The following is a 14,252-nucleotide window of genomic DNA, read 5'->3' as shown; positions in this document are numbered from 1 at the left end:
TGAATGGCGCGCTATAAAATCGGCGACAGCAGGATCGAAATGGCTTCTTTGAAGCGGATCGATTTGCTTCTGTTTAAATATTCCTCATAGGTCAGCTCCCTTGAGACTTGCAGATCTTTTTCAAATGATAGGACAAGGCTTCTCGAAATTTCCTCATCGTATAAAAAAGCATTCACTTCAAAATTGAGCTTGAAGCTGCGCATATCAATATTTGCCGTGCCGACTGATGAAATTTCTTCATCTACAACGATTGTTTTCGCATGGATAAATCCGTTGTCGTAAATAAATACGGAAGCGCCGGCTTTTAAAAGTTCGCCGATGTAAGAATAGGTAGCCCAGTACACAAAAGGATGGTCGGGTTTGTTAGGAATCATGATTCTCACGTCAACGCCGGACAGACAAGCAATTCTGAGGGCATCGAGCAGGCTTGCGTCCGGAATAAAATAAGGCGTCTGTATAAGAATCGACCGCTTTGCCGTTGATATCATTTTAATATAGCCGTTTTTAATCTGCTCCCATTCTGAATCGGGACCGCTGGTGACGATTTGCATGCCGATGTTTCCGTTGGAATCGATGTCAGGAAAGTGGTTTGGCATATATGTAATATCGTGATGGTGCGAGGCCTGATTCCAATCCAGGATAAAACGCGTTTGAATCGAATGGACTGCCGTTCCTTTGATTCTGAGATGCGTGTCCCGCCAATAGCCAAAAGCCGGATTTAGACCGAGGTATTCGTCCCCGACATTAAATCCTCCGACATAGCCGATGACGCCGTCGATGATGACGAGCTTGCGGTGGTTGCGGTAATTCATGCGCAAATTGATAAATTTAAAACGCGACGGGAAAAAAACTTCGACAAATCCTCCCGACTTTTTCAGCTCTTTGAAAAAGCTTTTCCTGAGGCTTCTTGATCCCAATTCATCATACAAAACACGGACTTCAACGCCTTCTTTTGCTTTTTTGATCAGCGCGTCCCGCAGCTTTTTTCCGATCTCATCGCCTTTATAAATATAATATTGAAGATGTATATGGTCTTTGGCGTTTTCAATGTCGCGAAGCAGTCTGTCGAATTTCTGGCGTCCGTCCGTTAACAGCTCGACCGCATTGTCTTCCGTGAAAACGGCGTGGTTATTCAGAATGTGCATATAAATCAAGTCTTTGCTGTCCGCCGTCGCTTTATTGCGAAATTCAAACTCGCGGTTTTTCAGCTTGGTCAGCTGCTGTTCCAATATTTTTTCCATCCCGATCCTCTTTCGGTCTTCCCATTGAAAAAGGTGATTCCTGCTCAAATTGTGGCCGAAGAGCAAATAGAGGATAAAGCCAAGAACGGGAATAAAGAAGAGTACCAAGAGCCAGGCCCAGGAGGAGCTTGCATCCCGGCGTTCCCTAAAGATCACAACGATTGCCAATAGCGTGTTTAAAACTAATATAAAGCCGAGAAATATCGATGTGATGCTGATATTTTTAATAATATCCATATTGAACCTCACAAGACGGATTTGTTTTTATACATTCCATTTATAACAGTTACTCCCCTTTCAAGCAACTATCTCATGTTATACGGGGCGGGGGACGGAAAGTTCCTAATAAAAAGGGGAAAGGCAAAAAACTGTAAAACATGTTGGATCTAAGTTACGATATACATATAAAAAGCGTGATTTAATCAGCGAAACAACGCCTCTTTAACCAAATCGGGAGGGATTGATTATGGATATGGAACGTTTCCATCAAATGCCGGCTTTTATGAAAGAAGAAATGGATAACCTCAAGCATGTGGCGGCGCCGTTCTTAAAGAAAAGGCTGATATTTCTTTTTATCGCGATTCCGCTGCTTGTTGCTTCATTGGTTTATCTTTCTTCTTTTTGGGGGCAGGCATCCTATGGAACCGATTCAATGATAAAAATCGGCTGCGCTGCCGCAGCAGCAGCTTTCGGCATGGCGCTGTTCAGAGAGTCGTCTTACCAAAAAAGAAATGTTCAGCAATCGGTGATGAAATATATATTGGAACGGATGCAAACAAGCGAAGTGCTTTCCGATGAACGGAAAAGCCGGTACGTTCAGGCGGTCAAAGAAGAGCCGTTTACTGTGATGAGAAGCTTTTTGGAATTTTTAAATGAAGAAGAGATCAGAAGGCGCAGGCTGGCTGAATGATGAAAGAAAAAAAGAGCTGCATGACAGCTCTTTTTTTTCGTGCCATGATGATCAGGCTTCATTCAATTCTTTTCCTAATATTTTTAAATCGTACCGTATTCGATCCATCTCGGCGATTCCGGGAAAGTGTCCCCACTCGGTAAAGCCGTATTTTTTGAAAAGCTTGATGCTCGGTTCGTTGTGGGCGAAAATAAACGCCATTAAAGAACGGATTCCAAGCTTTGGCGCGACTTCAAGCGCTTTTTCAAGCACCGCTGAACCCGCCCCTTTGCCGCGGTGGTCTTCATGAAGGTAAATGCTGACTTCGGCGGTTTTGTTATAGGCGGGCCTACCGTAAAATGATTCGAAGCTGATCCAGCCGGCGATATCCCCTTGTTCATTTTCCACAATATAAAGAGGCCTTGCCTCGGTATGGTTCAAAAACCAGTTCAGCCTTTCTTCAGGTGTGACGGGTTCTGTATCTGCCGTAACCATTCGCGACGCAATGGTGGAGTTGTAAATATCGACTACTGCGGGAAGGTCTTCCCGATTGGCGATCCGTAGTTTCATTCTCTCTGTCCTTTCTTCATATGTTATATCTTCGGCGTTTTTCCCGTTATCATGCACATTGGTGAAATTTCAGGTTTTAGGGCGGTTTTTACATAAAAACGAAGCAGCCGGTGCAGACTAACTTAAAAAAAGTTTTTTGTAAATGTATATATTTTCTGAAAAGTGTTCAGAATGTTGCTGAGGTGATGAGTAATGAAAGAGGAAGAAAAGAATCGTACTTCCAAAATCACAAAGCTGCAACAGTTTTTTCGTAAACGCTGGGTATTTCCGGCCATCTATTTGACAAGTGCCGTCGTTGTATTAACCGCCGTTCTTTGGTATCAATCGGCTTCTAACAACGATGTAAAAGATCAGCTTGCTGACGATGGTAAGAAATCAGCCTATGATAACCGGGATGACGCGGTAGAAGTAGGCAAACCAGTCGAAAATGTCGCAATGCCGGTTGCTGATTCTGAAAATGTTTCTGTCGTTAAAAAGTTCTTTGAAACTGACGCAACTAAAGAAGAGAAAGAAGCAGCACTTGTAAACTATAATAACACGTACAGCATGAGCAAAGGTATCGACTTGGCTGAGAAAGACGGAAAAACATTCGATGTTTCCGCATCTCTCAGCGGTACGGTCATCAAAGCTGCAAAAGACCCTGTACTGGGCTACGTTGTTGAAGTTGAACATGAAAATGGTTTATCAACTGTGTATCAGTCTCTTTCTGAAGTAAGCGTCAAACAAGGTGACAAGATTGAACAAAATCAAGTCATCGGAAAAGCAGGCAAAAACCTTTACAATGAAGAAGGCGGAAACCATGTGCATTTTGAAATCCGCAAAGACGGTGTTGCGCTAAACCCGTTGAACTTCATGGACAAGCCGGTCTCCAGCATCGAAAAAGCGGTGGAGGAACAAGCGGCTGAAATGAAGGAACCTGCTCAGCCTTCTGTTGAAGAAAAGTCAAAAACAGAAGACAAAGCGAAAGATCAAACAGGTGGAAAAGACGACAAAACCAAACGGGAAGATTCGTCTGAAGGGTCAGAAAATCAAGACGGAACCCAGTCTGACGATTCAAGCCAGTCATAAGGCACGCTTCCCTCAGAGCGCCTATCAAATACGATAGGCGCCTTTTTTGTTACAATCATAAAAAACCCGTATCAAATTTGCAGAGCCAGCCGTTTATTAAGTAAGAGGCCTCTTTTAAGGAGTGTGAATGCATTCATGAATGAGCTAGAACAGCAAGCGCTGATGAAGTATTGCATGAGAATGACAGGTGATAAATGGGATGCCGAGGATTTAATCCAGGATACCATCCTGAAGTTAATCGAAATCAATCGAACAGACGCCTCACATGCTTATCAAAAGACGGTGGCAAAGCATAAATGGATTGACCTGCTCAGAAAAAGGAAACGCGAAATCTTTCTGTCTGAAGACAATCTGGAAGACGGGAGGGCAGAGCGCATGAAGGCGGCCGATGACTTCGAGCACCTGCTGAAACAGCTTTCCGGTATTTTAACGCCGAAGCAATTAACGATTTTTCTGCTCAAAGATGTGTTTTCCTTTCAGCTGCACGAAATCGCCGAGTCGCTCGGTAAGCCCGAATCATCCGTCAAATCGCTTTTATTCAGATCGCGTCAGCGATTAAAAAGGCTTTCTCCGGATGTTCTGCAAAGGGAAGCGGCGGACCGGGATGACGAACACATTGACCTGCTTGTTCGGGCGATATTGTATCACAACCCCGATGCTCTGCTCGAATTTGCCAAACAGACATGGCTTTTCGGCGCTTCACAGCCGTCCTGCATCAGCATGATGAGGTGTGCTGCCTAGGAGGAAAAAGGCTATGAACACCATACCTTACGTCATTGAGAAAACGGCTGCCGGTGAAAGATCGTACGATATTTTTTCCAGACTTTTAAAAGACCGGATCATTATGATCGGCTCTGAATTCAACGATGACCTCGCCAATCGGGTCACCGCCCAGTTGCTGTTTTTGTCAGCCGAAGACAATGAAAAAGACATTTCGATCTATATCAACAGCCCGGGCGGATCAACTTCCGCGGGATATGCGATTTTGGATACGATGGACTATGTGAAGCCGGATGTCCGCACGATCTGCGTCGGAATGGCAGCTTCCATGGGAGCGATTCTTCTCGCCGGCGGAACAAAAGGCAAACGGTATGCGCTCAAAAACAGCGAAATCATGATCCATCAGCCGCTCGGCGGCGTCAAAGGACAGGCGACAGACATGGAGATTTCAGCGAAGCGGATCATCAAACTGAGGGAAAAAATCGAGCACTTTTTTCACGAACGAACGGGCCAGCCCATTGAAAAACTAAAAGCCGACATGGAACGTGATTATTTTATGGATGCGGACGAAGCGAAGGCATACGGTGTGATTGACGCCGTTTTATAACATCAGAAAAGCTCCCGGCTTAACTTCAGCCGGGAGCTTCGATCTTTTTATAAAGCGTCAGGACCTTCCTCGCCTGTGCGGATGTTGATGGTGTTTTTAATTTCGTATATGAAGATCTTGCCGTCACCGGGTTCCCCGGTTTTCAGGACGTTTTGCGCCGTCTCGGCCACCTTTTCGACAGGCACTTTGCTGACGACGATTTCGACTTTTAACCTTTCATATACATTGCTTTCGCGTTTGACCCCGCGGTAAAGCTCTGTATGCCCTTTTTGCAGGCCGCATCCGTGTACATTGTAAAACGTAATGGACGTTACCCCGATTTTGGCCAGCTCCGTTTTTAGCTTTTCAAAGTTTGTAGGACGAGTTACAATTTCCACCTTATACATTTGACCGCTCATACCATCACTCCTCCACAAATTAATCTTGATACGCTTTTTCGCCGTGCAGCGTCAGATCGAGGCCCAATGATTCTTCATCCTCTGAGGCACGGAGTTTAAAGAAGATACTGACTATCTTAATAATAGCGTATGTGACGATTGCGACAAACAAATATGTTGCGGCAATCGCAATCAACTGTTTCCAAAGGAGACTGATGTCTCCGTAAAAAAGCCCGTTTGCTCCGTCTGCGTTGACTGATGTCGTCGCGAACAAGCCCGTCGCAATTCCGCCCCATGTTCCGCCGAGCCCGTGAAGTCCGAAGGCATCGAGCGCATCATCGTAGCCGAATTTTTTCTTCAGCGAAAACACACCCCAGAAACAGACGATTCCACCGATGAGCCCGATCCATACGGATGAGAAAGGCGTAACAAAGCCTGCGCCCGGTGTAATCGCGACAAGTCCCGCGATTGCTCCCGAGACGGCGCCGAGCATCGTTGGCTTTTTATTGATCAGCCATTCTGCCAAAATCCAGCCGATCAGCCCCGCAGCCGCAGCCGTATTCGTGTTGATAAAAGCGGTCATGGCGACTTCATCGATCGTCAGGGCGCTTCCGACGTTGAACCCGAACCATCCGAACCAGATCAAAGTCGCCCCGAGCAAAGTCAGAAGGAGGTTGTGAGGGGCGGTATCGCTGATATTTTTCCGCTTACCGAGAACAATCGCAACAACCAGGCCGGCTACACCGGAAGAGATGTGAACGACGTTGCCGCCGGCAAAATCGATCGCTCCCAGCTCGTCAAGCCAGCCTCCACCCCATACCCAGTGGGCGACCGGCGAGTAAACGAAAACCGCCCAGAGCACCGAAAAAAGAATAAAGGCCGGAAAGCGCATTCGCTCCGCAAAGCTTCCGGAAATAATCGCAGTCGTCAGTACGGCAAATGTCAATTGGAACATCATATAAAGCGTATGCGGGATCGTCTCCGAATAATCGGCATTGGGTTCAAATCCGATACCTTGCAGTCCGATCCAATCCAAACCCCCGATCAATGGGTTTCCGGGAGCGAAAGCGAGCGAATAGCCGAACAAAATCCATATGATGGAAACGATGGCAATTGAAGATAAGCTGTGCATAACGGTGCTGAGCACATTTTTGCTCCTGACAAGTCCTCCGTAAAATAAAGCGATGCCCGGCGTCATCAGCCATACGAGCAAAGCGCAAAAGAACATAAATACTGTATCCCCCATCTGCATGTTTCATTCCTCCGTAGTCATTTAGATTGAGAGCAGATCTCTTTTTCTTTCATTATAGTGACAAAAGGGAGATATCATGATGAACATGTCAGATTTCCTCACATGGTTTTTAGGAAGAAAAGCGGACAGGGAGAGGCTGAAAGGGGGATTAATCGGTTTTTTCAACCTCAACTGCAACGATTCGATGTCCGTCCATATCTTTTACTTTGAAACGGTATCCTTCACTTTCGATCGCCGTTCCGGGCTTGCTCTCAATATTCTTCGTCAGCATCCAGCCGCCGATTGTATCAATCTCCTCATCTGATAAATGAATTCCGAGCAGGTCGTTTACATCGCTGACCAGTACTTTACCGCTGAGGATGTAATGGTCATCTTCCAGTTTCTGAACAGCCGATACTTCTTCAGTATCGAATTCATCGCGAATATCGCCGACGATTTCCTCGACGATATCCTCAACCGTCACAAGGCCGGATGTTCCGCCGTACTCATCTACGAGAATCGCCATATGTGTATGCTCTTTTTGCATTTTGACGAACAGCTGGTAGACGGGAATCGTTTCAATCACATGGATAACCGGATGGATATATGGCTTTAACGGTTTTGTTTCTAAAGAAAACCCGCCTGCAAGCTCAGCCAGCAGCAGTTCTTTTATATTGATCATTCCGCTGATGTGATCCTTGTCTTCTTCCATGACGGGGAAGCGGGTGTGCTTTGTTTCTTTGATGAGCTGCTTCACTTTTTTTACACTGTCGTCAAGAGACAGGACGGTCATTTCATTGCGGGGCACCATAATTTCTTTTGCCGTACGTTCGTCGAATTTAAAAATGTTGTTTACATATCTCAATTCATTCTGGTTGATTTCCCCGCTTTGATAGCTTTCAGATAAAAGTGTTCGCAGCTCTTCCTCCGAATACGCCAATTCGTGTTCACCGGTCGGCTTCAGGCCGAACAGACTTGTGATCATGCGGGCTGAATGATTGAGCAGCCATATAAAAGGAAACATGATTCTGTAAAACCAGATCATCGGCTGTGCAAAAAGCAGAGTAACGGTTTCCGCTTTTTGAATGGCGATCGTTTTTGGCGCCAGCTCTCCGATCACAACATTGAGATAAGTGACCGATAAAAAAGCGGCCAAAAATGAAAGAATATGTGTCATCGACTCGTTCAAGCCGATTTTGGAAAAAAGGGGATGCAGCAAGGTCTGCATCGTCGGTTCACCAAGCCAGCCGAGGCCCAATGCCGTCACGGTGATTCCAAGCTGGCAGGCTGACAAGTATTCGTCAAGGTGTGAGGTCACTTCTTTTGCGGCAAGCGCGCCCTTTTTTTTCTGAATGATCAATTGGTCGATCTTTGTCCGCCTTACTTTGACGATGGCGAATTCGACCGCGACGAAAAAGCCCGTTAATGCGATTAATCCTGCCACTGCAATCAGCTTCAGTAATTCCAATGCCCCGCCTTCTCAAAAAGAAGGCGCCACCTCCTTTTCTATGAAAAACTCATACTGGCTTCATACCACGTGCCGCAGCGCGGCAAACATGATGTTTATTTACGCGGAGGGCGGGCAAAGAAATATAAAACGAATGGGCCGGAAGAGGAGGAGACGAAATATGAGAGTTTTTCAGGGAGAGGGCTGGACATGGTATCAGCTCGGCCCTCACGAAAAAGCGACAGCACAAGGGCTGATCCAGCCCGATCATTGGCCGGAATGCCGAAACTGGTTTCAAGGCGTTCCATCGGCCAATATCAATTGCATTGATATCAATGCTGCCGTTCAAGGCAAGGAAGCGATCTACGGTTCATATATTTACGATCAGGAAGCGGAAGTTCAACAAAATCGGACAGCATTTCATTTTTACTTAACGAAAGACTATTTTTTCACAATGAATTTAGATATCTCGCAATTTGAAGAGACAAACAGAAGGCCGATCGATCAACACTTAAAGCGATGCAAAGACGCCCCAGAAGTGTTTCTGATTCTGCTGGGCGAACTAATGAGAATGTATTTAAAGGAACTTGAGCACTTTGAAGTTCACCTTGGAAAAGTAAGATGGGGATTTCACCATGACAACAATAAAAGCATCATTGAACTGATTCATAAACGGCGTCACGAACTGCTCGTCATAAGAAGTTTAATTTTATCGATGAAAAAGGTAGCAATGGGCCTTAAAGAAACTTTTTTAAGCAAATCGTTTGACGAAATCGAACAGCGCAGGACGTTTTATGAAATCGACAGAGGCATGTCATTGATCAAAGAGTATGCGAATGAAATCAATTATTTGCTTCATTCCGAGGAAGTGGTGACATCCCACAGAGGCAATGAAATCTTTAAAGCGCTGACGATTTTCACGACGATCTTTACGCCGATGACGGCTTTCGGCGCCCTGTGGGGAATGAACTTCGAAGTCATGCCTGAACTCTCATTGAAGTACGGCTATTTATTTTCGCTTATTTTAATTGCCGTTTCTACCGTTCTTGTGTACTGGTATTTGAGGAAGAAAGGGTGGACCGGCGATTTATTGAAGGATAAAAAACGATATATGAAAAGGAAGGGCTCTTTTAAATAGGTTTAAGCCCGTGGGATATCGGAAAAGCACATAATAACCCCAGTAAAGGAGGAATTCCGAATGAAACTAAAGGACATCATGACAACCAATGCCGAATGCTGCGAACCTTCTGCTCCGATTGCGGAAATTGCCGGGAAGATGCGTGATTACAATGTAGGTTCAATTCCGGTCTGCGAGAACGGAAAATTGACGGGGATCGTTTCAGACCGGGATATTGTTATCAGATGTGTAGCTGAAAATGAAACAGATACGGCTGCTCGGGATATCATGAGCACACAGATGGTGACAGGGCGCCCGGATATGTCTGCTGAAGAGGCTGGTGATCTGATGGCGGAACACCAAATTCGCAGGCTGCCGATTGTTGAAGATGGCCGTCTTGTCGGAATCGTTGCTTTGGGGGATCTCTCCGTCTCACATGCGGATGAGAAAGCGGGAGAAGCTTTAAGCGAAATTTCAAAACCGGCTTAAACAGGTTGAAGGAAGAGCGTTTTCAGCTCTTCCTTTTTTATAGTGCAATATTTAGTGATTGATCAATAACTAAAATTCAGCTTAAGTTTTCATTAAGCATTTCAATGTTTCTTTCAGCCCTTCTTGATAAGGTGTCGCGGGAATTTTTCCTATCCTCTTTTCATATTTTTCCCCGTTTAGAATGAATGTTTCTTCAGTTAAGTACATGATTTCTACTACTTCTTTCATGACTGGATCAAATAATCCGCTTATACGAATGGCAAGTTTATTTAATGGTATTACTAATTTATTATTTCCGGTAATTTGGCGTGCGATTTTTATGATTTCTTTACCTGAAATCAGTCCGGCGCCGGGAATGTTCCAGTTTTCACCGTAAGAATCGTCTTTACTTGCGATTTCCACAATCATTTTTGCGGCATCAGGCAAATATACGTACTCCCGGGGGGTTTTTAGATTGCCGATAAAAACAGCTATTTTATTTGCTGCCATTCCGGTTAATGTAGGCTGTAAATAAGAATTTTGCGAAGTTTTTCCATAATAGTCGGGCAGTCTGACGATTAATGGTTTGGCATTTTTCCATTTCTTATCGAATATTAAGTTTTCAAAGTCTACTCTTAGCTTTCCTTTTTTTGTATGGGGCAGTTTCGGATGATTTTCGTCTCCTTTGGCAATTTGTCGGCCGTAAACATATATTCCATCCACAATCACGATTTTCTTGCCTGAAATATTTGCAGCCTTCATTACACTTTCACCGAGAAGCAGGAGTTTATCTGCCATTTCATGATATTGAACATTGGCGCATTGAAATATCACATCTGCATCCTTCGCTGCTTCACTGATGGTCTGTGCATCAAAGACATCGCCAAGCTGATATGTTAATAGCGGTGTTGAATGATGTTCTTTTATGAGATTCTTTAGTTTATTTTCAGAACGGCCGAAAGCGATAACCGGAATATTTCTTGACAGCAATTCTGAAACTATCACTTGACCTGTTCCACCTGTTGCGCCTAAAACAATTGCTTTTTCCATTGAAAATTCCCCCTTGGGTAAGTTATTAATCAATCAATAACTAATGCTTAAATAAAAAACCGAAACAAATCGGTTATTTTATTCTGTTTGGCCGTGCATGATCTCCGGCAAATCCAAGAAATAGGAAATGTTGCAAAGTATCCCTCTTGCCAGGAAAGTCGTAACTTCCCTCTCTGCATTCGGAACATTCGCTTCCTGGAACCTTTCCAGCGTATAGTTTCTAATACGTGATAAGCCCGTTTTTGAACAATTTCTGATCGATTCCTCCGTAACGGATAGTCCGATGACCTGTAAGGCTATTTCATTAGGGTGTGATACAGACAACTCTTCATATGCTTTGATCATGTTTGCTACGATCTGTTCGGAGCTGGATTCGACATTTTGAAACGTTTGGAGGATTCTTTCAAAGGCCCGATCGAGCGCGGCAACGAACAACTCTTCCTTCGTCTTATAAAACCTAAATATATAGGGCTGGGAAATACCGGCTTTTTCAGCAATGAGTGCTGTCGTGGTATTATAATATCCCTTTTCTGCAAACACTTCTAATCCAGCTTCAAGTATTTGCTCCTTTCGGTTTTCCTTACTCTGTCTTATGATATGCCGCCTCCCTTCATTTTGTTATTGATTGATTACTTACTGAGATCGTAACAGATTTCGATTCAAGATTCAAGCACGTAATTTTTAAAACATGTATCTATTGGTGCAACAGTTTTCATCCCCGGTCCCGCTGCAAAGGCCAAAATAAGACGTGCTGCCGTTTGGCGTAATGGAGAAGCGGAGCGGTATCAGGCAATATGAGACCGCTTGCTCCGGGCACCGTGTTTTGTCGGATTTCGGCTTCGGCCCGCTGCAGCGTCCATGGAGAATGATGAATGTCTTCATAGTAGACCCGGTTGTTGTACGTGGTGTACAGGCGGTATCTTTCAGTCAGCCAGTATTCGATGGACCCTTTTTGGGCGGTAAAGGAATCTGACAGCGGGCGGTAGCTGGCGCGGAAGGCCGCTTTTGAATCATCCCTTCTGCTGGAAAATTCAATATGGTTTTTTTCTTTTACAAAGTTTATCCCGGCGTGAAAATAAGGCAAGTGGAACATTGCGCGCGCGCCGGCGACGGCTAAGCGCGAAGCGGCGTCAAGACTGAAAAAATAAATGCCCGGTATGCCTTTATATGATACATATGTCCGGACGTTCAGCTCGGGAAATCTGCTGACGAAAGGAAAGGGGGGCAAAAAACGGGGGCGCATATTTGTCAGCAGGAAAGGCAAAATGCCGATCCATGCTTTTCCATTGAATGTCTCCAGTTCCAAGGCCGCCGGTATTCGTCCGCGAATGGCTTCAGAATCAACAGCCCAATGGGCAAATAATACATGATTCCATGTTTGCGTCATCACCCACGGTCCTTCAGGCGGCGGAAAAGGGCGGTGTGAAGTATTTTTAATCATAGAACAGCACTCCTTCGATTCGAATGTTGACCCGTCTGCAACACATCCCGAGCCTGTTGTACGGTTTTATCATTTCCCTTTACGGTTAATTCAAAAACGAGGATACAAAAAACGGAGGAGTGATGTGATTTGTTCAAGCATACGAAAGTGCTGCAGTACCCTGCAAAACCTGAAAGACCCGATCCTGTCTTCGCCAAGAAAATGCAGGAAATACTCGGCGGTCAGTACGGAGAAATATCTGTGGCCATGCAATACCTTTTTCAAGGGTGGAATACAAGGGGAAATGAAAAGTATAAAGATTTGCTCATGGATACGGCGGCAGAAGAAATCGGACACGTCGAAATGATTGCGACGATGATCGCGCGCCTGCTTGAAGACGCACCGGTTTACGAGCAGGAAAAAGCCGCAGACGATCCTGTCATCGGTGCAATTATGGGCGGAATGAACCCTCACCATGCGATCGTTTCGGGACTGGGAGCCATGCCTGAAAACAGCACCGGCGTTCCGTGGAATGCAGGCTATATTGTAGCGAGCGGCAACCTTCTGGCCGATCTGCGCGCAAATGTCAACGCTGAATCGCAAGGCAGACTGCAAGTCGCGCGGCTGCGCGAAATGACGGATGACAATGGTGTACAAGATATGCTCGGTTTTCTTTTAGCGAGAGACACGATGCACCAAAACCAGTGGATCGCCGCAATCAAAGAGTTGGAAGAAAAAGAAGGCGTCATCGTGCCCGGCACGGTTTCGGATGAAAATGAAAAAGAAGACATTGCGCATACTTTATACAATTTCTCGGATGGAGAAGAAAGCGCGCAGTTTGATTGGCTGAAAGAGAAGGCGCCGGACGGAGCGGAATTCCACTACGAGAGCGGCCCTGTCGCATATGGAGAAAAACCGGTCTTGAAGCCCGCTCCAAAACGAAGCCACAATACACCTGACTATGGAGAATAGAGCCAAACGGCTCTTTTTTTATTTTTTAAAATGACAAAACACTCCGTAAATATTAAAATAAGTGACAGATTTGCAGATTTTTTTATTGTCAGGTAAGCTTACTATAAAAACAACAGTAAGGAGTTATATCATGAGTAAAGTACTTATTTTTGGCCACAAAAATCCGGATACGGATACGATTTGTTCAGCGATTGCATATGCCGAATTAAAAAAGGAGCTCGGCATGGACGCAGAACCCGTCCGCCTCGGCGAAATCAACGGCGAAACCGAATTCGCGCTTGAGAAATTCAATGCAGAAGTACCCCGCCTTGTGAACACTGTTGCGAATGAAACTGACAGCGTGATTCTGGTTGACCATAATGAGCGCCAGCAGAGCGTCGATGACCTTGATCAAGTTCGCGTGCTTGAAGTCATCGATCACCACCGGATCGCCAATTTTGAAACGAGCGATCCTCTGTATTATCGCGCAGAGCCTGTAGGCTGCACGGCAACGATCTTAAACAAGCTCTATAAAGAAAACGGCGTCGAAATTAAAAAAGATATCGCAGGATTGATGCTGTCGGCGATCATCTCAGATTCCCTCTTATTCAAATCTCCGACTTGCACGGACGAAGATGTCAAAGCTGCAAAAGAATTGGCTGCGATTGCTGGCGTTGATGCCGACAGCTATGGACTCGATATGCTGAAGGCTGGAGCAGATTTGAGCGCAAAAACGATTCCTCAGCTTCTCTCTCTTGACGCAAAAGAGTTTACGATGGGAAGCCATAAAGTGGAGATCGCGCAAGTTAACACTGTTGATACAAACGACGTTCTCTCCCGCAAAGCAGAAGTTGAAGCAGAACTTGCAAAAGTGGTGTCTGAAAAAGGATTGGATTTATTTGTGTTTGTCGTAACCGACATTTTAACAAACGACTCGGTTGTCGTCGCTTCAGGACAAGCTGCACAAGCAGTGGAGAAAGCGTTCAATGTCACATTGTCAGACAACACAGCAACACTGAAAGGCGTTGTATCCCGCAAAAAACAAATTGTTCCGCCGTTAACCGAAGCCTTAAAAGGTTAAGGAAAGGAAATGAAA

The 14,252-nt window shown here is 45.2% G+C and carries 16 protein-coding genes; 8 read left to right on the top strand and 8 right to left on the bottom strand.

The window, feature by feature from the left end:
- Positions 1-11 precede the first annotated feature (11 nt).
- The gene (gene cls / locus MKZ04_RS14720) at positions 12-1,460 is read right to left on the bottom strand and encodes a cardiolipin synthase (RefSeq protein ID WP_149169777.1); all 1,449 of its coding nucleotides are present in this window, start codon (positions 1,458-1,460) and stop codon (positions 12-14) included.
- Positions 1,461-1,707: 247 nt separating this feature from the next.
- On the opposite strand from cls, the gene MKZ04_RS14715 reads away from it, so the two are divergent.
- Positions 1,708-2,151 carry a YwnF family protein gene (locus MKZ04_RS14715; protein WP_025810657.1) on the top strand — a complete coding sequence of 148 codons (444 nt, stop codon included), beginning with the start codon at positions 1,708-1,710 and terminating at the stop codon, positions 2,149-2,151.
- 51 nt (positions 2,152-2,202) lie between these two features.
- Here the strand turns inward: MKZ04_RS14715 and MKZ04_RS14710 are convergent, their stop codons facing one another.
- Complete coding sequence (locus tag MKZ04_RS14710) at positions 2,203-2,700, bottom strand: GNAT family N-acetyltransferase (RefSeq protein WP_023857112.1); 498 nt, start codon at positions 2,698-2,700, stop codon at positions 2,203-2,205.
- 192 nt (positions 2,701-2,892) lie between these two features.
- Between MKZ04_RS14710 and MKZ04_RS14705 the strand changes: the two genes are divergently transcribed.
- From MKZ04_RS14705 to MKZ04_RS14695, 3 genes are all read left to right on the top strand, one after another.
- Complete coding sequence (locus tag MKZ04_RS14705) at positions 2,893-3,768, top strand: M23 family metallopeptidase (RefSeq protein WP_023857113.1); 876 nt, start codon at positions 2,893-2,895, stop codon at positions 3,766-3,768.
- 135 nt (positions 3,769-3,903) lie between these two features.
- Positions 3,904-4,509, top strand: a complete 606-nt coding sequence (locus MKZ04_RS14700) for an RNA polymerase sigma factor (protein WP_149169764.1) — start codon at positions 3,904-3,906, stop codon at positions 4,507-4,509.
- Positions 4,510-4,522: 13 nt separating this feature from the next.
- Complete coding sequence (locus MKZ04_RS14695) at positions 4,523-5,095, top strand: ATP-dependent Clp protease proteolytic subunit (RefSeq protein ID WP_026580222.1); 573 nt, start codon at positions 4,523-4,525, stop codon at positions 5,093-5,095.
- 47 nt (positions 5,096-5,142) lie between these two features.
- Here the strand turns inward: MKZ04_RS14695 and MKZ04_RS14690 are convergent, their stop codons facing one another.
- The 3 genes from MKZ04_RS14690 to MKZ04_RS14680 all read right to left on the bottom strand — a co-directional run bounded on the left by MKZ04_RS14690 (position 5,143) and on the right by MKZ04_RS14680 (position 8,171).
- Positions 5,143-5,493 (bottom strand): P-II family nitrogen regulator, encoded by a 351-nt coding sequence (locus MKZ04_RS14690; protein ID WP_003185936.1) that lies wholly within the window; start codon positions 5,491-5,493, stop codon positions 5,143-5,145.
- 19 nt (positions 5,494-5,512) lie between these two features.
- Positions 5,513-6,724 (bottom strand): ammonium transporter, encoded by a 1,212-nt coding sequence (locus MKZ04_RS14685; RefSeq protein WP_023857117.1) that lies wholly within the window; start codon positions 6,722-6,724, stop codon positions 5,513-5,515.
- A 148-nt stretch (positions 6,725-6,872) separates the two neighbouring features.
- Positions 6,873-8,171, bottom strand: coding sequence for a hemolysin family protein (locus MKZ04_RS14680; RefSeq protein ID WP_149169765.1), 1,299 nt, complete (start codon positions 8,169-8,171; stop codon positions 6,873-6,875).
- Positions 8,172-8,331: 160 nt separating this feature from the next.
- Between MKZ04_RS14680 and MKZ04_RS14675 the strand changes: the two genes are divergently transcribed.
- Positions 8,332-9,288, top strand: coding sequence for a magnesium transporter CorA family protein (locus tag MKZ04_RS14675; protein ID WP_023857119.1), 957 nt, complete (start codon positions 8,332-8,334; stop codon positions 9,286-9,288).
- Positions 9,289-9,348: 60 nt separating this feature from the next.
- Positions 9,349-9,756, top strand: a complete 408-nt coding sequence (locus MKZ04_RS14670; RefSeq protein WP_328067340.1) for a CBS domain-containing protein — start codon at positions 9,349-9,351, stop codon at positions 9,754-9,756.
- A gap of 81 nt (positions 9,757-9,837) precedes the next feature.
- Here MKZ04_RS14670 and MKZ04_RS14665 read toward each other — a convergent pair whose 3' ends face one another.
- The 3 genes from MKZ04_RS14665 to MKZ04_RS14655 all read right to left on the bottom strand — a co-directional run bounded on the left by MKZ04_RS14665 (position 9,838) and on the right by MKZ04_RS14655 (position 12,226).
- A complete protein-coding gene (locus tag MKZ04_RS14665; protein WP_075212906.1) occupies positions 9,838-10,785 on the bottom strand; it encodes an NAD(P)H-binding protein in 948 nt (315 codons plus the stop codon).
- Positions 10,786-10,863: 78 nt separating this feature from the next.
- On the bottom strand, positions 10,864-11,379 hold the full coding sequence (locus tag MKZ04_RS14660; RefSeq protein ID WP_035400336.1) for a TetR/AcrR family transcriptional regulator: 516 nt from the start codon (positions 11,377-11,379) through the stop codon (positions 10,864-10,866).
- Positions 11,380-11,497: 118 nt separating this feature from the next.
- Positions 11,498-12,226 (bottom strand): YqjF family protein, encoded by a 729-nt coding sequence (locus MKZ04_RS14655; RefSeq protein ID WP_079289446.1) that lies wholly within the window; start codon positions 12,224-12,226, stop codon positions 11,498-11,500.
- Between the two features lie 129 nt (positions 12,227-12,355).
- Here MKZ04_RS14655 and MKZ04_RS14650 point away from each other — a divergent pair, with 129 nt between their 5' ends.
- Both MKZ04_RS14650 and MKZ04_RS14645 read left to right on the top strand, forming a co-directional pair.
- On the top strand, positions 12,356-13,177 hold the full coding sequence (locus MKZ04_RS14650) for a manganese catalase family protein (RefSeq protein ID WP_101561377.1): 822 nt from the start codon (positions 12,356-12,358) through the stop codon (positions 13,175-13,177).
- Between the two features lie 130 nt (positions 13,178-13,307).
- Positions 13,308-14,237: a manganese-dependent inorganic pyrophosphatase gene (locus MKZ04_RS14645; protein WP_025810664.1), complete on the top strand. Its 930-nt coding sequence runs from the start codon at positions 13,308-13,310 to the stop codon at positions 14,235-14,237.
- Positions 14,238-14,252: the final 15 nt, after the last annotated feature.

The organism is Bacillus sp. FSL W7-1354 (assembly GCF_038002405.1).
Taxonomy (GTDB): domain Bacteria; phylum Bacillota; class Bacilli; order Bacillales; family Bacillaceae; genus Bacillus; species Bacillus paralicheniformis.
The sequence above is the reverse complement of the archived record's forward strand: the minus strand, read 5'-3'. Positions and strand labels throughout refer to the sequence as shown.

Coding starts and splice junctions, on each gene's coding strand:
- MKZ04_RS14655 (WP_079289446.1), bottom strand. CDS start 12,226: ATGATTAAAAATACTTCACACCGCCCTTTTCCGCCGCCTGAAGGACCG.
- MKZ04_RS14665 (WP_075212906.1), bottom strand. CDS start 10,785: ATGGAAAAAGCAATTGTTTTAGGCGCAACAGGTGGAACAGGTCAAGTG.
- MKZ04_RS14690 (WP_003185936.1), bottom strand. CDS start 5,493: ATGAGCGGTCAAATGTATAAGGTGGAAATTGTAACTCGTCCTACAAAC.
- MKZ04_RS14685 (WP_023857117.1), bottom strand. CDS start 6,724: ATGCAGATGGGGGATACAGTATTTATGTTCTTTTGCGCTTTGCTCGTA.
- MKZ04_RS14700 (WP_149169764.1), top strand. CDS start 3,904: ATGAATGAGCTAGAACAGCAAGCGCTGATGAAGTATTGCATGAGAATG.
- MKZ04_RS14705 (WP_023857113.1), top strand. CDS start 2,893: ATGAAAGAGGAAGAAAAGAATCGTACTTCCAAAATCACAAAGCTGCAA.
- MKZ04_RS14675 (WP_023857119.1), top strand. CDS start 8,332: ATGAGAGTTTTTCAGGGAGAGGGCTGGACATGGTATCAGCTCGGCCCT.
- MKZ04_RS14645 (WP_025810664.1), top strand. CDS start 13,308: ATGAGTAAAGTACTTATTTTTGGCCACAAAAATCCGGATACGGATACG.
- MKZ04_RS14715 (WP_025810657.1), top strand. CDS start 1,708: ATGGATATGGAACGTTTCCATCAAATGCCGGCTTTTATGAAAGAAGAA.
- MKZ04_RS14710 (WP_023857112.1), bottom strand. CDS start 2,700: ATGAAACTACGGATCGCCAATCGGGAAGACCTTCCCGCAGTAGTCGAT.
- MKZ04_RS14695 (WP_026580222.1), top strand. CDS start 4,523: ATGAACACCATACCTTACGTCATTGAGAAAACGGCTGCCGGTGAAAGA.
- MKZ04_RS14670 (WP_328067340.1), top strand. CDS start 9,349: ATGAAACTAAAGGACATCATGACAACCAATGCCGAATGCTGCGAACCT.